This window comes from Streptomyces sp. NBC_01498, assembly GCF_036327775.1.
In the GTDB taxonomy this organism is placed as follows: domain Bacteria; phylum Actinomycetota; class Actinomycetes; order Streptomycetales; family Streptomycetaceae; genus Streptomyces.
In genome coordinates this window covers 2998227-3017464 of the sequence record NZ_CP109598.1, presented here as the reverse complement: position 1 = coordinate 3017464, position 19238 = coordinate 2998227, and the positions used below count along the sequence as shown (strand labels likewise).

Below are 19238 nucleotides of genomic sequence, written 5' to 3'. Positions count from 1 at the left end.
GAGTGACCGTTCCCGACCGGATACTCGATACCGGATACGCGATTCGCGGCCCGTTCCCGACCGAAAGCTGAACGGGCATCCCGCATTCCGGACCGAGCGTCCACACCCTGGAGCCGGGGGCGTACGCTCGAAAAAGCCCCGTCCGCCGAAGGATCTGCCGAAGGAGCGAGCGACGATGCCCGAGCTGAGGTCCCGCACTGTCACCCACGGCCGCAACATGGCGGGCGCACGCGCCCTTATGCGGGCGTCGGGCGTAGCGAGCGAGGACATCGGCAAGCCGATCGTCGCCGTCGCCAACTCCTTCACCGAGTTCGTCCCCGGCCACACCCACCTCGCCCCCGTCGGCCGGATCGTCTCCGAGGCGATCAAGGCCGCCGGGGCGGTCCCGCGCGAGTTCAACACGATCGCCGTGGACGACGGCATCGCGATGGGTCACGGCGGCATGCTCTACAGCCTGCCGTCGCGCGACCTGATCGCCGACTCCGTCGAGTACATGGTCGAGGCGCACTGCGCGGACGCGCTGATCTGCATCTCCAACTGCGACAAGATCACGCCGGGCATGCTGATGGCCGCGATGCGGCTCAACATCCCCACGGTCTTCGTCTCCGGCGGCCCGATGGAGGCCGGCAAGGCCACCCTGGTCGACGGCACGGTCCGCAAGCTGGACCTGATCAACGCGATCTCGGACGCCGTCAACGAGTCCGTCTCGGACGAGGACATCCTCCGTATCGAGGAGAACGCCTGCCCGACCTGCGGCTCCTGTTCCGGCATGTTCACCGCCAACTCGATGAACTGCCTCGCCGAGGCCATCGGTCTCGCCCTGCCCGGCAACGGCTCGGTCCTCGCAACCCACACCGCCCGCCGGGCGCTGTACGAGAACGCGGGCCGCACGGTGGTCGACATCACCAAGCGCCACTACGAGGGCGGCGACGAGACCGTCCTGCCCCGCGCCATCGCCACCCGCGCCGCCTTCGACAACGCCATGGCGCTCGACATCGCCATGGGCGGCTCCACCAACACGATCCTGCACCTCCTCGCCGCCGCCCAGGAGGCCGGGCTCGAATACGGACTGGACGAGATCGACGCCGTCTCCCGGCGTGTCCCGTGTCTGGCCAAGGTCGCGCCGAACGTCGCCCCCGGCGGCACGTACTACATGGAGGACATCCACCGGGCCGGCGGCATCCCCGCCATCCTGGGCGAGCTGTACCGGGGCGGTCTCCTCGACGAGGGCGTCCGCTCCGTGCACTCGGACTCGCTCGACGAGTGGCTCAAGACCTGGGACGTGCGCGGCGGTTCACCTTCCGAGGAGGCCGTCGAGCTGTGGCACGCGGCGCCCGGCTGCAAGCGCTCGGCGAGCGCGTTCTCCCAGTCCGAGCGGTGGGACACGCTCGACCTGGACGCCGAGGGCGGCTGTATCCGCTCGGTGGAGCACGCGTACTCGAAGGACGGCGGGCTCGCCGTGCTCAGGGGCAATCTGGCGGTCGACGGCTGCGTGGTGAAGACCGCGGGCGTGGACGAGTCGATCTGGACCTTCGAGGGCCCGGCCGTCGTCTGCGAGTCGCAGGAGGACGCCGTCGAGAAGATCCTCCGCAAGGAGATCGCGGAGGGCGACGTCGTCGTCATCCGTTACGAGGGCCCGCGCGGCGGCCCCGGTATGCAGGAGATGCTCTACCCCACCTCGTACCTGAAGGGCCGCGGCCTCGGCAAGGCGTGCGCCCTGGTCACCGACGGCCGCTTCTCCGGCGGTACGTCGGGCCTGTCGATCGGCCACGCCTCGCCCGAGGCGGCGTCCGGCGGGACGATCGCGCTGGTGCGGGACGGCGACCGCATCCGGATCGACATCCCCGGCCGCTCGATCGAACTGCTCGTCGGCGAGGAGGAGTTGGCGGCCCGGCGGGAGGCGCTGAACGGGGTGTACGAGCCGGTCGCGCGGGAGCGCAAGGTGTCCGTGGCGCTGCGCGCGTACGCGGCGATGGCGACGAGCGCGGACAAGGGCGCCGTCCGGGACATCACCCGCCTCGGCTGACCCGGGCGCCGCACGTCGGGCGCCGGGCACTGTCGCCATACGACGGCCCGGCCCTGTCGGTCGGTCACCACGGCCCCGGCACCCGGTGTGTGTCACCAGACGCGTGTCACCAGGTGTCGGGGTTCTCGCTGTCCACCGCGAAGACCGAACCGTCCGGCGCCCCGGCGTAGACCCGGCCGGGCGCGGTCACCGGCGCGGGCAGCGTCGACATGTACGCGAGCCGGCCCGACAGCAGCCGGGGCTTGGTCCGGCCGATCACCGCGCCGTCCGCCGTGTCGACGGTGAACAGCTGACCGTCGGCGGCGGAGAAGTACAGCCGGTCGCCCGCCGTCACGACGGGCCGCGACGCGCGGGCCACGTCGGTCTCCAGCTCCCAGCGCACCTCGGGGCTCCGGCCGTCGCCCCCGCCGTCCCGGCCCGCGCCGCCGTCTCCGGTCCCGCCGCCTTCACCGCCGCCGTCGCCCGCGCCGCTTTCGCCCGTACGGCGCCCGGCGGTGACGTCGAGGGCCAGCAGGGTGCCGCCGCGCGCCAGCAGGTACGCGGTGTCCCCCCGTACCGCCACCTGCGCGTCGGGCAGGGAGTAGGGCAGCGCCGTACGCCGCACCTCCCCGCTCCCGGGGTCGTAGCGCACGACCGCGTCCGTCATCGACTCCGCGTCGAGCGATGTGAGGAACAGCGCGCCGTGCTCGGTGGCCACCGGCGTGAGGTTGCCGTCCAGCCGCCGCTGCCAGGCGAGTTGACCGGTCTGCGGGGCCACCGCGCTGACCAGGGTGGTGTGCCCGTCGTCCGAGGACTCGGTGGCGTACGTGTGACCGGTCTCCGTGCTGTGCAGGGTGAGGACCGGGTAGGTGTGCCCGGCCAGCTCCCGCTCCCAGCGCCGCTTCCCCGTCGCGCCGTTCAGCGCCTCCACCCGTCCGCCGCCCTTGACCACCAGGACGGTGTCCCCGGCGTGATGGACCCCGCCCTGACCGGCGGACACGTCCACCGTCCAGGCCGGGGTTCCGTCGTCCTTCTCGTACGCGCGCAGCCGCGCGCCCTTCGCGGAGGTGAGCACGGTGTGGACGAGGCCGCCGGAGACGACGGGCACGGACGCGCTCTCGCCGTCCTCGGTGCTGACCCCACCGTCGCCGCTCTCCGTACCCTTCCCGCTCTCCGCGTCCCGCGACCAGAGCATCCGCCCGTCGGCCGGGTCCAGCCGTGCCGCGGCGATACCGCCCGACGAACAGAGCAAGGTCGCGGGCACACCGGACGCGCCCGGGGTGTACGAGCACGCGGGCGCGGCGCCCGCCGTCGCGCCGTCGCCGAGGGACGGGGTCCGCCACGGCGTGAACGCGGCACCACTCGGGTCCGCCGCGTTCCCGCCCGGCCGGGCCGCCGGGTCCCGCGCGTCACCGAAGCCCTGCGCGGCCCAGAGCCCGCCGTACACCAGCACGACGACACCGACCGCGAGCGCCGGCCACTTGAACCGCCCGAGGGGCCGGCGTCGATCGCCCGCCGCCCCCGGTCCGTCCGATCCGCCGGTTCCGCCGTTCCCCGCCCCCGGGGCGGTGTCCCGCGCCGCGTCGGCCCCCACGCCCGTCGTCGCTGTCGAACGTGCCCCCACATGGGTGCGCTCCGGGTCCGCCGTCACCGTCAACGGGCGCTCCAGGGAACGCCGTTGGGACGGTATGAAGGCGTCCGCCTCGTACGACGGCGGGAGCAGCTCCGACATGATCTCGTCCGGCGTGGGCCGCTTCTCCGGTTCCTTGGCCAGACACCGCCCGACCAGCGGCACCAGATCGTCGGGCAGCCCGACCAAGTCCGCCTCGTCGTGGACCACTTGGTAGGCGACGATGTAGGGGCTGTCCGAGTCGAACGGCCCGCGCCCCGTCGCCGCGTGGACCAGCAGCGAGCCGAGTGCGAACACGTCGGCCGCGGGCCCCACTTCACGCGGGCGCTGGAACTGCTCGGGCGCCATGTAAGGCGGCGACCCGATCAACTTTCCCGTCTCGGTGCGCAGTTCACTGTCGACGGGCCGCGAGATGCCGAAGTCGATGACCTTGGGGCCGTTGTCCGTGAGGAGTACGTTGCCCGGCTTGAGGTCCCGGTGGACGACCCCGGCCCGGTGGATGTCCCGCAGCGCCTCGGCGAGGCCCGCCGTCAGCCGGCGCAACTCGGCGGGCGACAGCGGGCCGTTGGTCTTCACCTGCTCGGCGAGGGTCGGACCGGGGATGTACGAGGTGGCCATCCAGGGCCGTTCGGCGTCCGGGTCCGCGTCCACGACGGGAGCGGTGAAGGCGCCGCTGACCCGGCGCGCGGCGGCGACCTCTTGGCGGAAACGCGCCCTGAACTCCGGGTCGGCCGCGTACTGCTGGTGCACCACCTTCACGGCGAGGCGCAGCCCGGACGCGGAGCGGGCGAGATGCACGACGCCCATGCCACCGGAGCCGAGGCATGCCTCAAGGCGGTAACTCCCGGCGTATTCCATGTGTGAGTCCCCCGTGCCGCTTCGAACGAGCGCGACGCACGGAGCCTAGTCGATGCCGCGACGATGGCCGAAGAGTGTTGCTAGCCTGCGAGTCGTAGAGGATGAACGTTCAACAAGATCATCAAGGGGGAGGACAGCGATGTCTGTTGAAGAGGTAGGAGAGGTTACCGAGGCGAGAGAGCCTGAAGGGCCTATTGAGGTGTCGGCGCAGACGGGGGTGGATGTCGAGATCGGGGGTGCCGACGCCGCCGTGGTGACGCTCGACGCGACCGTGGCCCGCTATCCGATCGCACCCGGATACCGCGTCAACGTCCGCTCCGGTCCGGGTACGCACTACTCGGTCGTACGCACATTGCCGTACGACGCGACGGTGCCGGTCTACTGCCAGAAGGCCGGACAGTCGGTCGCCGGTCCCTACGGCACGTCGAACATCTGGGACAACATCGGCAACGGACAGTTCGTCGCCGACGCGTACGTCAGGACGGGCAGCGACGGATACGTCGCCCCGCGCTGCGCCTGAGCGTGCCGCGCTCGACCTGCCGCGCCTGAGGCCGTCCCGCCCGAGCCCGCGTCGCCCGGGGCCGTGACCCCGGGTCCCGTTCCGGTGCCGAGGTGAGGCCCAAGGACGGTGGAGGCACGGCCGGCGGACGTGCGAGGTGAGGCCGACGGCCGGCCTGGGGACGTTCGAGGGATAATCGCGGCGTGAGCGAAAGCAGGAGCGAGACCAAGGGCGCGAGCCCGCAGGAGCGCGGCGAAGCCGCCGGGACCACCCACGCGGAGAGCGCGGGCGGCCCCGGCGGTCCCCGGCCCGAACCCCTCCGTTTCTTCGGTACGACCTGGGTCGCCCACGACGGCGGCTACGCCGCGCGCCGGGCCGCCGTCGCCGTCGGATCACTGGCCGTCGCGGCGGGAGCCTGCCTCCTGCTGCGCTTCGCGTACCAGGGGCTGACGATCGCCGACGCCAGTCCGTTCGTCGGCGGCCTCGTCGTCGTGATGTTCGCGGTGTGCAGCGCCATCGCCTTCCGCAAGACCTGGGAGGGCTTCTCGCGGCGCCCCGTCGACCGCGCCCGTGAGGAGGCACTCCGCAGCCTCAAGGGCATCGGCTTCATCGGCTCACTGCTCGCGTATTTCGTGCGCTCCCTCACCGAGGCGCCGGGGGAGCGGCTGCGGCGTACGGAGTACGAGACGGCCGTCGGACAGTACGAGCGCCGCCGCACCACCCGCACCGGCAACCCGGCCGCCCGCGACAAGTCCAGGACCAGGCGCCCCAGGCGCTGAACGCGCGCCGGGCACGTCCCGCCGTCCGGCACCTCCTGCCGCGCGCCCCCTGGACCCCGCGACCTCGGCCCGTCCCCGGCCCCGCCGTGCTCCGCGCCCCCGAGCCCGTCCCCGCCGTACGCCGCGCCGCTGAGCCGACCCGTTCGACCCCGCCCGGGACATCTCCGGACGTCCCGCGCCACCATGGGCCCATGACCGATCGCGCGCTCTCCTTCGACTCCGTCGCCGGGCAGTACGACTCCGCCAGGCCCGGCTACCCACCCGCACTGCTCGACACCGTCGAGCACCTGTCCGGCCGCCCCCTCCGGGGCGCCCGCGTCCTCGACATCGGCGCCGGGACCGGCATCGCCACCCGCCTGCTGCGGGCACGCGGCGCCGACGTCACCGCCGTCGAACCCGGCCCCGGCATGGCCGCCGTACTCCGCGCCACCGAGCCCGGCACCCCGCTGGTCAGGGCCTTCGGCGACGCCCTGCCCTTCGCGGACGCGTCCGCCGACCTGGTGACATACGCCCAGTCCTGGCACTGGACCGACCCCGCCCGCGCCCTCCCCGAGGCCCTGCGGGTACTGCGCCCCGGCGGCGCGCTCGCCCTGTGGTGGAACATCGCCGACACCACCGTGCCCTGGATCGCCGCCCAGGAGGAACGCCTGCTCGGGCTCTCCGGCCACGGAGCCCACAGCTCCGACGGACACCGCGCCGAGAACCTCCCCGACGGCCAGCGGCGCGAACGCCGCGTCCTGCGCTGGACGCGCACCGTGCCCCTCGCCACCCACCTCGCCAACCTCGACAGCCACTCCCGCTTCCGCCTGATCGGCGAAGAGGCCACCGCCGCCTGCCTCGCCCGGGAACGCGCCGAACTGCTCACCGTCTTCCCGGACGGCATGGTCGAGGAGGCGTACGCGGTCGAACTGACCGTCACACTTCGTCCCCCCGCGTCGTCATCCGTGGGAGACCCGCCGTCCGAGCGCTGACGCCTCCGGGCGTCCACGGCGGGCGTGACCCACGCACCCGACCCGGCAGAGGAGCACCCGGCCATGGCAGACCTGGCGGACTTCGAACACGAGCGCACGAGGCTCTGGGGCATCGCGTACCGCATCACCGGCTCCGTCGCCGACGCCGACGACGCCGTGCAGGAGACCTGGCTGCGCTGGCAGCGCATCCCCGACGGGGAGGCGGACGACCCCCGGCCGTATCTGACGACCGTCGTCAGCCGCATCTGCTACGACCAGCTCGGCTCCGCGCGCGCCCGCCGCGAGTCGTACGTCGGGCCCTGGCTGCCCGAACCGGTGGTCACCGAGGGCGGGCCCGAGGACCGGGTCACGCTGGACGAGTCCGTCGGATTCGCGATGCTCACCGTGCTGGAACGGCTGACCCCGGCCGAACGCACCGCGTTCATCCTGCACGACGTCTTCGCCGTGCCCTTCAAGGAGATCGCCGACGTGGTGGGCCGTACGCCCGCCTCCGTAAGGCAGTTGGCCTCCCGCGCCCGCCGCCGCGTCCGGGACAAGGCGCCGCGCCGCGCCGTCGACCGGGGCGAACACCGGAGAGCCGTCGACGCGTTCCTGTCCGCCGTGACGGGCGGCGACTTCGACGGGCTGCTCGCGATCCTCGACCCCGAGGTGGTGTGGCGCACCGACGGCGGCGGCAAGGTCACCGCGGCCCGGCTGCCCGTGGTCGGCGCGGAAAAGGCCGCCCGCTTCTCACGGCACCTCATGCGCGACTTCGACCCCCGCACCATGCGCGTCGCCGTACGGGAGGTCAACGGCGCGCCCGGCCTGCTGTTCACCGACCCGCTCCGCGGGCGGGTCGTCGTCTTCGCCTTCCACGTCCAGGACGGGCTGATCACCGAGATCGGCGCCGTCGTCAACCCGGAGAAACTGCGCCACCTCGACCCCGGGGAGCTGTGACCCCGGGGAGTCGCGATCCGGGAGTGGTGACCCGGGAGTCGCGACCCAGGGGTTGTGAGCACGCTCACCGTCACAGAAGGGCGGGCCGTCTCGTCACGTTGACATGACACCCACCCAGGGCCCTTCCGCTTCCTCTTCCCCCTTCTCTTCCTCCTCTTCAGAAGGACGGCGCCGGGTCGTCGTGGTCGGCGCGGGCTACGCGGGGCTGATGTGCGCGCTGCGCCTCGCCCCGTACGCCCACGTCACCCTCGTCGACCCGGCCGACCGGTTCACCGAACGTGTACGGCTCCACGAACGCGCGTCCGGCCGCCCCGACGTGACCCACGCCCTCGCCCCCTGGCTCCGCCCGGCCGGCATCACCCATGTCGCCGCCCGCGCCACGGCGATCGACACCGGGGCCCGCGAGGTCCGTACGGACGACGGCAGGACCCTTCCGTACGACCGGCTGGTCCACGCCCTCGGCAGCCGCACCCGCACCACCGGCGACCACGAACGCGCCTACACGGTCGAGTCCGCCGCCGAACTCCACAAGCGCCTCCGGGACACCCCCGGCTCCCTGACCGTCGTAGGAGGCGGCCTCACCGGCATCGAACTGGCCGCCGAACTCGGCGAGACCCACCCCCACTGGCGCGTCGGCCTCCTTACGGAGGGCGTCGTCGGGCCCGGCCTCTCGGAACGGGGTCGCGCCCATGTCCGCGCCGCCCTCACCACCCGGGGCGTACGCCTCGAAGAGGGCCGCCGCGCCACCGGCCCCGACGACATCGACGCCGACGTGGTCGTCTGGGCCGCCTCGATGACCCCCAACTCCGAGGTGGCGCGCGCCGCCGGGATCGCCCTCGACGCCCGGGGCCGCGTCGAGGTCGACGCGGCGCTGCGGTCGGTGTCCCACCCGGAGGTGTACGCGGTGGGCGACTCGGCGGCCGGGCACACCGCCACGGCCGGTCCGCTCCGCATGGGCTGCGCCGCCGCGCTCCCCTCCGGTTCCCAGGCGGCGGGCGCGATCGTCGCCGACCTGCGGGGCGAGGAGCCGAAGCCGCTGAACTTCTCGTACTCCATCCAGTGCCTGAGCCTGGGCCGCCGGGACGGACTCGTCCAGTTCGTCCGGGCCGACGACTCGCCCCGCGACCGCGTCCTCACCGGGCGCCCGGCGGCGTACGTGAAGGAAGGCATCGTCCGGGGCACGGTCGGGGTCCTGAAGCAGGCGTCCCGCCGGCCCGGCCTGATCTCGCACATCCCGGGCTTCGCCTGACCGCGCCAGGTCCCACCGTCCCCGCTCTCACCGTCCCGGTTCCCGCTGTCCGGTTCCCACTGTCCCGGCTCCGGACGACCTCACCCGGTCGGCCGCGCCTGCCCTGACCACTCCCGCGCCGACCGTCCCGGCTCTCACTGTCCCAGCTCCGGACGGCCCCACCCCGTCGGCCGCGCTTGCCGCCGACATCGACGTCCCACCGACCGCCTCTGCCCCAGCCGTCCCCACCCCCGCCGTCCCAACCCCCCTGTCCCGGCTCCGGGCAGCCCCCAACCCACCCTCCGAACCCCCGGCTTCTTGACGGTGCGGCGCGGGCGGGCGCATTATTCATCGCATGATGAATAAACCGCGCGACGCCGTCCGCGCCCACGGGCTGCACGTCACGAGAGGCGACCGCACCGTCCTGCGTGATCTCGGTTTCGCCGTACCGCCCGGCCGGATCACCGGCCTCCTCGGCCCCTCCGGCTGCGGCAAGTCGACCCTGATGCGCGCCGTCGTCGGCACCCAGGCCAAGGTCACCGGCACCCTGGAGGTCCTCGGCCGCCCGGCGGGCGACCCCGCCCTCCGGGCCCGCATCGGCTACGTCACCCAGGCGCCCTCCGTCTACGACGACTTGACGGTCCGTCAGAATCTGGCCTACTTCGCCGCGATCCTCGACCCCGGCCGCTCCAGGCGCGACGCCCGCGAGGAGACGGTCCACCGCGCCATCGCCGACGTCGACCTCGCGTCGCACGCCGACGCCCTCGCGGGCCGGCTCTCCGGCGGCCAGCGCAACCGCGTCTCACTCGCGGTCGCCCTGCTCGGCACCCCCGAACTCCTCGTCCTGGACGAGCCGACCGTCGGCCTCGACCCCGTACTCCGCCGTGACCTGTGGGAACTCTTCCACCGCATCGCCGCCGACCGGGCCGCCACCCTCCTCGTCTCCTCCCACGTGATGGACGAGGCCGAACGCTGCCACCGCCTCCTCCTCATGCGGGAAGGCGAGATCCTCGCCGACGACACCCCCGACGCCCTGCGCACCCGCACCGGCTCCGACACGGTCGAGGACGCCTTCCTCCACCTGGTGGACGCGGCCAACGCGCAAGCCGAAGTCCGCACCCCCCGCCAGGAGACCTCCCGATGACGACCACCCCGGCCCCGCGCACCGCCCCCACCCCGGCCACGGCTCCCGCCGCCCACGCCCCGCGCGCCCTCTCACCCGCCCGTACCCTCGCCACCGCCGCCCGCGTCCTGCGCCAGCTCCGCCACGACCCCCGGTCCATCGCCCTGATGATCCTCGTGCCGTGCGTGATGCTGGTCCTCCTGCGCTACGTCTTCGACGCCGACCCCCGCACCTTCGACGCCATCGGCGCCTCGCTGCTCGGCATCTTCCCGCTGATCACGATGTTCCTGGTCACCTCCATCGCCACCCTCCGCGAACGCACCTCCGGCACCCTCGAACGCCTCCTCGCCATGCCCCTCGGCAAGGCCGACCTCATCGCCGGTTACGCCCTCGCCTTCGGCGCGCTCGCGGTCGTCCAGTCCCTCCTCGCCACCGGACTCGCCGTCTGGGGCCTCGGCCTGGACGTCGTCGGCTCGCCCTGGCTGCTCCTGCTGGTCGCACTCCTGGACGCCCTGCTCGGCACGGCACTCGGACTGTTCGTCTCGGCCTTCGCCGCCTCCGAGTTCCAGGCCGTCCAGTTCATGCCGGCGGTGATCTTCCCCCAGCTGCTGCTCTGCGGACTGTTCGCCGCCCGCCCGACCATGCACCCCGTACTCGAAGCGATCTCGAACGTCCTGCCGATGTCGTACGCCGTGGACGGCATGAACGAGGTCCTGCGCCACGCCGACGCCACCGGGAACTTCGTACGGGACGTGCTGATCGTCGCCGGATGCGCCCTGCTCGTCCTCGGCCTGGGAGCGGCGACCCTCCGCCGCCGCACGGCGTAACCCCGCCCCGTGGCGCCACCCCGGCTCGCCGGTCCGCCACTCGGACACACCGGGCCCGCCCCCGCCGCCGGTGCGAGGATGGCCCGGATGTTCCGTACGACGGCTCGACCCACCCCACCGGCGAGGTGACCCGCATGACCAAGACCATCGCAGTCCTCGGTACCGGCAAGATCGGCGAAGCCCTCCTCAGCGGCATGATCCGCGCCGGCTGGCGCCCCGCCGATCTCCTGGTCACCACCCGCCGGGCCGACCGCGCCGCCCAGCTCCGCGACCGCTACGGCGTCGAACCGGTCACCAACGCCGAGGCCGCCAAGCGCTCCGACACGCTCATCCTCGCCGTGAAGCCGCAGGACATGGGCACCCTCCTGGACGAACTCGCCCCGTACGTCCCCGCCGACCGCCTGATCATCAGCGCCGCCGCGGGCATCCCCACGGCCTTCATCGAGGAACGCCTCACCTCCGGCACCCCCGTCGTGCGCGTCATGCCGAACACCCCCGTCCTCGTGGACGAGGGCATGTCCGTCATCTCGGGCGGCAGCCACGCCACCCCCGCCCACCTCCACCACACGGAGGAGATCTTCGGCGGCGTCGGCAAGACGGCGCGCGTCCCCGAGTCCCAGCAGGACGCGGCGACCGCCCTGTCCGGCTCGGGCCCCGCGTACTTCTACTTCCTGGTCGAGGCGATGACCGACGCCGGCATCCTCCTCGGTCTGCCCCGCGCCCAGGCCCACGACCTCATCGTGCAGGCCGCCATCGGCGCCGCCGTCATGCTCCGCGACAGCGGCGAGCACCCGGTGAAGCTCCGCGAGGCCGTCACCTCCCCGGCGGGCACCACCATCAGCGCCATCCGCGAACTGGAGAACCACGGGGTGCGGGCCGCCCTGATCGCCGCGATCGAAGCGGCCCGCGACCGCAGCCGCGAACTGGCCTCCGGCAACGGCTGACCGTCACGCCCCCCGGCGTCCGGTCAGCCGGACGCCGCCGCCTTCACCAGCTCGTCCGTCGCCACGACCGTCGCGAAGCCGCCCCCGTGCAGGGACACCGCGGTCGCCCGCGCCAGCTCCGCCGCGCTCAACTCCCATCCCCAGGGCCCCTCTTGACCGAAGGTGTACGTGGCGTCGAAGGCGAAGAACACCTCGTAGCCGAGATTCCCCGCCATCCGCGCCGTCGTCTCCACGCACATGTTGGTCTGGATCCCCGCCACCACCAGCTGCCGGATTCCCGCCGCCGTCAGCCAGGCGCGAAGGTCCGGCGTGCCGTAGAAGGCGGAGTTCACCTCCTTCACCACCACCAACTCCGGGCCCGGCGCGCCCTTCTCACGGCGCCGCTGGACGTACGCCTTGAAACCGTTCCCCTCGTACCCCGGCCGCAGCGGCGAGTCCGGCTTCGTCGAGTCGTGCCGCGTGAACACGACCGGCCGCCCGGTCGCCTGCCACGCGTCGATCAGCGCGGCGATGTTGTCGTCCGCCTCCGGGTTGTTCCGTACGCCCCAGTGCTCCACCTCCTCGAATCCCTGCTGTACGTCGATGACCACCAGTGCCGCGTTCTTCGCAATGTCCATGGACACCATGCTGCGGCCGGGAATCGAGGGACTCCAGGGGTACAGAAGTCAGCGGTCGATGGTTTACTGCCACGCATGGCCGACCTGTCCGCCCCCGCTCCCGTCCCGGTTCCGGCCGTGACCCCGGCTCCTGTTCTGGCCCCGGTCCTGGCTCCTGTTCCGCAACGGATCGCGCTGCTCGCCTTCCCGGGTATCCGCGCCTTCGACGTCTCCGTCATCACCGAGGTCTGGGGCGTCGACCGCACCGACCGGGGTGTACCGGCCTTCGACCTCCACCGCCCGGCGGCCGACCCCGCCCCCATTCCGCTACGGGGCGGACTCACCCTCACCCCCGACCGCACCCTGGGCTGGCTCACCCGCGCCGACCTGATCGTTGTCCCCGGCCTGGACGACCACGTCACCCCCGCACCCGCCCCGGTACTCGACGCCCTCCGCCGCGCCCATGCCCGGGGGACCACGATCGCCGCCCTCTGCGGCGGCGCCTTCACCCTCGCCCAGGCCGGCCTTCTCGACGGCCGCCGCGCCATCACCCACTGGAACCTCACCGCACTTCTCCGCGCGCACCACCCCCAGGTCACCGTCGTCCCCGACGCCCTCTTCCTCCACGACGGCAACATCTGGACCTCCGCGGGAACAGCGGCGGGCATCGACCTCTGCCTCCATCTCGTCCGTACGACCCACGGGGCCGAGACCGCCGCGACCATCGCCCGCTCCATGGTCACGGCGCCCTACCGCACCGGCACCCAGGCCCAGTTCATCGAGCGGCCCACGCCCCGTGCCGACCGTGACGAGGACGCCCTCGCCTCCGTACGCGCCTACGCCCTGCACCATCTCGACGAGCCGCTCACCATCACCGACCTCGCCGCCCACGCGGGCATGTCCGCCCGCTCCTTCGCCCGCCACTTCCAGGCCACCACCGGCACGACCCCCCTGCGCTGGCTCATCGCACAGCGCCTCGCGGCGGCCCAGAAGCTCCTCGAACGAACGGACCTGCCCATGGCCGAAGTCGCGGGCCGTACGGGCTTCGGCAGCGAGGTGACGATGCGCCAGCACTTCGCGACCCAGCTGGGCACGAGCCCACGCGACTACCGCGCCGCCTTCCGCCGGCGGGCCGGGGCCGGCCCGATCGCCTCGTAGGCCGAGTGCGCCACCGGCCGGGCTCCTGCCCCCGTACGCCCCGAGGTTGACACGTCCGGGGCCCCTCCGTAATGTTCTCCGAGCTGTCCGACGTGAGCATCGACCCCGGTCGATCCCCGGACAGTCATTCCGCAGGACCCCGCAATCGCGCGACACCCGGTCGCTCTCTTTTGCGTGCGCTTTTGCGAAATGAGGAATCCGTGTTCGAAGGAACGCGAACCCCGATTAGCGTCGGGGGAACGGTTCCGCTAAAGTCTCACTCGTCGGAACGGCCGCAGGGCCGGAAAGACAATCCCGCTGACTGGGAATCAGGCGCCGAAAGGTTCTGATAGAGTCGGAAACGCAGGACAGCAACACAAGCAAGACAGCAAGACAGAGTAGGACAGCAGAACAGTAGAAAAGTAAGACCGAAGGGAAAGCCCGGAGGGCCCGGAGACGGGGCCGAAGGAAGCGTCCGTTCCTTGAGAACTCAACAGCGTGCCAAAAGTCAACGCCAGATATGTTGATACCCCGGCCTGGTCCACGGTTATCTGTGGGTTGGGTTGGTGGTTCCTTTGAAATGAAACACAGCGAGGACGCTGTGAATGACCGGTCTTATTCCGACTGGTTGTTCCGCTCTCGTGGTGTCACCCGACTGGTAACGGTTGGGAAAGCATTCACGGAGAGTTTGATCCTGGCTCAGGACGAACGCTGGCGGCGTGCTTAACACATGCAAGTCGAACGATGAAGCCTTCGGGTGGATTAGTGGCGAACGGGTGAGTAACACGTGGGCAATCTGCCCTGCACTCTGGGACAAGCCCTGGAAACGGGGTCTAATACCGGATAATACTGTTCCCCTCCTGGGGAATGGTTGAAAGCTCCGGCGGTGCAGGATGAGCCCGCGGCCTATCAGCTTGTTGGTGGGGTAATGGCCTACCAAGGCGACGACGGGTAGCCGGCCTGAGAGGGCGACCGGCCACACTGGGACTGAGACACGGCCCAGACTCCTACGGGAGGCAGCAGTGGGGAATATTGCACAATGGGCGGAAGCCTGATGCAGCGACGCCGCGTGAGGGATGACGGCCTTCGGGTTGTAAACCTCTTTCAGCAGGGAAGAAGCGCAAGTGACGGTACCTGCAGAAGAAGCGCCGGCTAACTACGTGCCAGCAGCCGCGGTAATACGTAGGGCGCAAGCGTTGTCCGGAATTATTGGGCGTAAAGAGCTCGTAGGCGGTTTGTCACGTCGGGTGTGAAAGCCCGGGGCTTAACCCCGGGTCTGCATTCGATACGGGCAGACTGGAGTGTGGTAGGGGAGATCGGAATTCCTGGTGTAGCGGTGAAATGCGCAGATATCAGGAGGAACACCGGTGGCGAAGGCGGATCTCTGGGCCATTACTGACGCTGAGGAGCGAAAGCGTGGGGAGCGAACAGGATTAGATACCCTGGTAGTCCACGCCGTAAACGTTGGGAACTAGGTGTTGGCGACATTCCACGTCGTCGGTGCCGCAGCTAACGCATTAAGTTCCCCGCCTGGGGAGTACGGCCGCAAGGCTAAAACTCAAAGGAATTGACGGGGGCCCGCACAAGCAGCGGAGCATGTGGCTTAATTCGACGCAACGCGAAGAACCTTACCAAGGCTTGACATACACCGGAAAGCATCAGAGATGGTGCCCCCTTGTGGTCGGTGTACAGGTGGTGCATGGCTGTCGTCAGCTCGTGTCGTGAGATGTTGGGTTAAGTCCCGCAACGAGCGCAACCCTTGTTCTGTGTTGCCAGCATGCCCTTCGGGGTGATGGGGACTCACAGGAGACCGCCGGGGTCAACTCGGAGGAAGGTGGGGACGACGTCAAGTCATCATGCCCCTTATGTCTTGGGCTGCACACGTGCTACAATGGCCGGTACAATGAGCTGCGATACCGTGAGGTGGAGCGAATCTCAAAAAGCCGGTCTCAGTTCGGATTGGGGTCTGCAACTCGACCCCATGAAGTCGGAGTTGCTAGTAATCGCAGATCAGCATTGCTGCGGTGAATACGTTCCCGGGCCTTGTACACACCGCCCGTCACGTCACGAAAGTCGGTAACACCCGAAGCCGGTGGCCCAACCCCTTGTGGGAGGGAGCTGTCGAAGGTGGGACTGGCGATTGGGACGAAGTCGTAACAAGGTAGCCGTACCGGAAGGTGCGGCTGGATCACCTCCTTTCTAAGGAGCACTTCTCACCAGGTTCGCCTGGTCAGAGGCCAGTTCATCGGCGAACGTCCGGTGCTGGTTGCTCATGGGTGGAACGTTGACTATTCGGCACAGTGGGCTGGTTGTTCTCGCGAGTACTGCTCTTCTTCGGAAGAGTGTGGAAAGCGGGGGTGACGGGTCGGCTGTGCCGGGCGCGCTGTTGGGTGTCTGAAGGTACGGGCTGTTGCTCGTCCTTCGGGATGCCGGCCCCGGTGAACTCGTCCTGTACAGGGTGGGGTGGCGGGTGGTTGGTCGTTGTTTGAGAACTGCACAGTGGACGCGAGCATCTGTGGCCAAGTTTTTAAGGGCGCACGGTGGATGCCTTGGCACCAGGAACCGATGAAGGACGTGGGAGGCCGCGATAGGCCCCGGGGAGCTGTCAACCGAGCTTTGATCCGGGGGTGTCCGAATGGGGAAACCCGGCAGTCGTCATGGGCTGTCACCCATACCTGAACACATAGGGTATGTGGAGGGAACGAGGGGAAGTGAAACATCTCAGTACCCTCAGGAAGAGAAAACAACCGTGATTCCGGGAGTAGTGGCGAGCGAAACTGGATGAGGCCAAACCGTATGTGTGTGATACCCGGCAGGGGTTGCGCATGCGGGGTTGTGGGAGTGCACTTGATCAGTCTGCCGGCTGGTCGGAGAGTCAGAAACCGTACAGGTAGGCGAAGGACATGCGAAAGGTCCGGCGTAGAGGGTAAGACCCCCGTAGCTGAAATCTGTACGGCTCTCTTGCGTATTTCCCAAGTAGCACGGGGCCCGAGAAATCCCGTGTGAATCTGGCGGGACCACCCGCTAAGCCTAAATATTCCCTGGTGACCGATAGCGGATAGTACCGTGAGGGAATGGTGAAAAGTACCGCGGGAGCGGAGTGAAATAGTACCTGAAACCGTGTGCCTACAAGCCGTGGGAGCGTCGCTGGCAGCACTTGTGCTGTCAGTCGTGACTGCGTGCCTTTTGAAGAATGAGCCTGCGAGTTTGCGGTGTGTTGCGAGGTTAACCCGTGTGGGGAAGCCGTAGCGAAAGCGAGTCCGAACAGGGCGTCTCAGTAGCATGCTCAAGACCCGAAGCGGAGTGATCTAGCCATGGGCAGGTTGAAGCGGCTGTAAGAGGTCGTGGAGGACCGAACCCACCAGGGTTGAAAACCTGGGGGATGACCTGTGGTTAGGGGTGAAAGGCCAATCAAACTCCGTGATAGCTGGTTCTCCCCGAAATGCATTTAGGTGCAGCGTCGTGTGTTTCTTGCCGGAGGTAGAGCACTGGATAGGCGATGGGCCCTACCGGGTTACTGACCTTAGCCAAACTCCGAATGCCGGTAAGTGAGAGCGCGGCAGTGAGACTGTGGGGGATAAGCTCCATGGTCGAGAGGGAAACAGCCCAGAGCATCGACTAAGGCCCCTAAGCGTACGCTAAGTGGGAAAGGATGTGGAGTCGCAGAGACAACCAGGAGGTTGGCTTAGAAGCAGCCATCCTTGAAAGAGTGCGTAATAGCTCACTGGTCAAGTGATTCCGCGCCGACAATGTAGCGGGGCTCAAGCGTACCGCCGAAGTCGTGTCATTCGTACACATAGCCCCAACGGGCGTGCGGATGGGTAGGGGAGCGTCGTGTGCCGGGTGAAGCCGCGCCGGAAGGCAGTGGTGGACGGTTCACGAGTGAGAATGCAGGCATGAGTAGCGATACACACGTGGGAAACGTGTGCGCCGATTGACTAAGGGTTCCTGGGTCAAGCTGATCTGCCCAGGGTAAGTCGGGACCTAAGGCGAGGCCGACAGGCGTAGTCGATGGACAACCGGTTGATATTCCGGTACCCGCTTTGAAACGCCCAGTACTGAATCCTCTGATGCTGAGACCGTGAAGCCGTCCTGGAGCCTTCGGGCAAAGGGGAGTGGTGGAGCCGTCGGACCAAGGTGGTAGTAGGTAAGCGATGGGGTGACGCAGGAAGGTAGTCCAGCCCGGGCGGTGGTTGTCCCGGGGTAAGGGTGTAGCCCGAGAGATAGGCAAATCCGTCTCTTATTGAGGGTGAGACCTGATGCCGAGCCGATTGTGGTGAAGTGGATGATCCTATGCTGTCGAGAAAAGCCTCTAGCGAGTTTCATGGCGGCCCGTACCCTAAACCGACTCAGGTGGTCAGGTAGAGAATACCGAGGCGTTCGGGTGAACTATGGTTAAGGAACTCGGCAAAATGCCCCCGTAACTTCGGGAGAAGGGGGGCCATTTCTGGTGATCACTCTTGCAGTGTGAGCTGGGGGTGGCCGCAGAGACCAGCGAGAAGCGACTGTTTACTAAAAACACAGGTCCGTGCGAAGCCGTAAGGCGATGTATACGGACTGACGCCTGCCCGGTGCTGGAACGTTAAGGGGACCGGTTAGTCACATTTCGGTGTGGCGAAGCTGAGAACTTAAGCGCCAGTAAACGGCGGTGGTAACTATAACCATCCTAAGGTAGCGAAATTCCTTGTCGGGTAAGTTCCGACCTGCACGAATGGCGTAACGACTTCTCGACTGTCTCAACCATAGGCCCGGTGAAATTGCACTACGAGTAAAGATGCTCGTTTCGCGCAGCAGGACGGAAAGACCCCGGGACCTTTACTACAGTTTGATATTGGTGTTCGGTTCGGCTTGTGTAGGATAGGTGGGAGACTGTGAAGTGGCCACGCCAGTGGTTGTGGAGTCGTCGTTGAAATACCACTCTGGTCGTGCTGGATGTCTAACCTGGGTCCGTGATCCGGATCAGGGACAGTGTCTGATGGGTAGTTTAACTGGGGCGGTTGCCTCCTAAAGAGTAACGGAGGCGCCCAAAGGTTCCCTCAGCCTGGTTGGTAATCAGGTGTTGAGTGTAAGTGCACAAGGGAGCTTGACTGTGAGACCGACGGGTCGAGCAGGGACGAAAGTCGGGACTAGTGATCCGGCGGTGGCTTGTGGAAGCGCCGTCGCTCAACGGATAAAAGGTACCCCGGGGATAACAGGCTGATCTTCCCCAAGAGTCCATATCGACGGGATGGTTTGGCACCTCGATGTCGGCTCGTCGCATCCTGGGGCTGGAGTCGGTCCCAAGGGTTGGGCTGTTCGCCCATTAAAGCGGTACGCGAGCTGGGTTTAGAACGTCGTGAGACAGTTCGGTCCCTATCCGCTGCGCGCGCAGGAGTCTTGAGAAGGGCTGTCCCTAGTACGAGAGGACCGGGACGGACGAACCTCTGGTGTGCCAGTTGTCCTGCCAAGGGCATGGCTGGTTGGCTACGTTCGGGAGGGATAACCGCTGAAAGCATCTAAGCGGGAAGCCTGCTTCGAGATGAGGACTCCCACCCACTTGATGGGGTAAGGCTCCCAGTAGACGACTGGGTTGATAGGCCGGATATGGAAGCACTGTGAGGTGTGGAGTTGACCGGTACTAATAGGCCGAGGGCTTGTCCTCAGTTGCTCGCGTCCACTGTGTTAGTTCTGAGACAACGAATGACTGTGTTTTCGCCCGGTTGTTC

12 protein-coding genes and 2 rRNA genes are annotated in these 19238 nt (G+C 68.6%); 12 read left to right on the top strand and 2 right to left on the bottom strand.

The window, feature by feature from the left end:
* Positions 1-175 precede the first annotated feature (175 nt).
* A complete protein-coding gene (gene ilvD / locus OG875_RS12725) occupies positions 176-2026 on the top strand; it encodes a dihydroxy-acid dehydratase (protein WP_330174327.1) in 1851 nt (616 codons plus the stop codon).
* Positions 2027-2132: 106 nt separating this feature from the next.
* Here ilvD and OG875_RS12720 read toward each other — a convergent pair whose 3' ends face one another.
* Positions 2133-4493, bottom strand: coding sequence for a serine/threonine-protein kinase (locus tag OG875_RS12720; protein ID WP_330174326.1), 2361 nt, complete (start codon positions 4491-4493; stop codon positions 2133-2135).
* A gap of 139 nt (positions 4494-4632) precedes the next feature.
* Between OG875_RS12720 and OG875_RS12715 the strand changes: the two genes are divergently transcribed.
* The 8 genes from OG875_RS12715 (at position 4633) to proC (ending at position 11800) form a co-directional block, all read left to right on the top strand.
* Positions 4633-5013 (top strand): hypothetical protein, encoded by a 381-nt coding sequence (locus OG875_RS12715; protein WP_443079107.1) that lies wholly within the window; start codon positions 4633-4635, stop codon positions 5011-5013.
* A gap of 182 nt (positions 5014-5195) precedes the next feature.
* Positions 5196-5771, top strand: coding sequence for a hypothetical protein (locus OG875_RS12710; RefSeq protein ID WP_330174325.1), 576 nt, complete (start codon positions 5196-5198; stop codon positions 5769-5771).
* 191 nt (positions 5772-5962) lie between these two features.
* Entirely contained in the window at positions 5963-6742 is a 780-nt protein-coding gene (locus OG875_RS12705) for a class I SAM-dependent methyltransferase (RefSeq protein WP_330174324.1), read from the top strand.
* 63 nt (positions 6743-6805) lie between these two features.
* Complete coding sequence (sigJ, locus tag OG875_RS12700) at positions 6806-7678, top strand: RNA polymerase sigma factor SigJ (RefSeq protein ID WP_330174323.1); 873 nt, start codon at positions 6806-6808, stop codon at positions 7676-7678.
* Positions 7679-7859: 181 nt separating this feature from the next.
* A complete protein-coding gene (locus OG875_RS12695) occupies positions 7860-8927 on the top strand; it encodes an NAD(P)/FAD-dependent oxidoreductase (RefSeq protein WP_330174322.1) in 1068 nt (355 codons plus the stop codon).
* 334 nt (positions 8928-9261) lie between these two features.
* Positions 9262-10050, top strand: a complete 789-nt coding sequence (locus tag OG875_RS12690; RefSeq protein WP_330174321.1) for an ABC transporter ATP-binding protein — start codon at positions 9262-9264, stop codon at positions 10048-10050.
* A complete protein-coding gene (locus tag OG875_RS12685; RefSeq protein ID WP_330174320.1) occupies positions 10047-10856 on the top strand; it encodes an ABC transporter permease in 810 nt (269 codons plus the stop codon). Before OG875_RS12690 ends, OG875_RS12685 begins: the two co-directional genes overlap by 4 nt.
* 134 nt (positions 10857-10990) lie before the next feature.
* A complete protein-coding gene (gene proC / locus OG875_RS12680; protein ID WP_330174319.1) occupies positions 10991-11800 on the top strand; it encodes a pyrroline-5-carboxylate reductase in 810 nt (269 codons plus the stop codon).
* 23 nt (positions 11801-11823) lie between these two features.
* Here proC and OG875_RS12675 read toward each other — a convergent pair whose 3' ends face one another.
* Complete coding sequence (locus tag OG875_RS12675) at positions 11824-12417, bottom strand: cysteine hydrolase family protein (RefSeq protein ID WP_330174318.1); 594 nt, start codon at positions 12415-12417, stop codon at positions 11824-11826.
* A 168-nt stretch (positions 12418-12585) separates the two neighbouring features.
* Between OG875_RS12675 and OG875_RS12670 the strand changes: the two genes are divergently transcribed.
* The 3 genes from OG875_RS12670 (at position 12586) to OG875_RS12660 (ending at position 19174) form a co-directional block, all read left to right on the top strand.
* Entirely contained in the window at positions 12586-13554 is a 969-nt protein-coding gene (locus OG875_RS12670) for a GlxA family transcriptional regulator (RefSeq protein ID WP_330177725.1), read from the top strand.
* Between the two features lie 655 nt (positions 13555-14209).
* A 16S ribosomal RNA gene (locus OG875_RS12665) occupies positions 14210-15732 on the top strand.
* A gap of 318 nt (positions 15733-16050) precedes the next feature.
* Positions 16051-19174 (top strand): 23S ribosomal RNA (locus OG875_RS12660).
* Together the 16S and 23S rRNA genes form the textbook arrangement of a ribosomal RNA operon.
* The last annotated feature ends 64 nt before the right edge of the window (positions 19175-19238 follow it).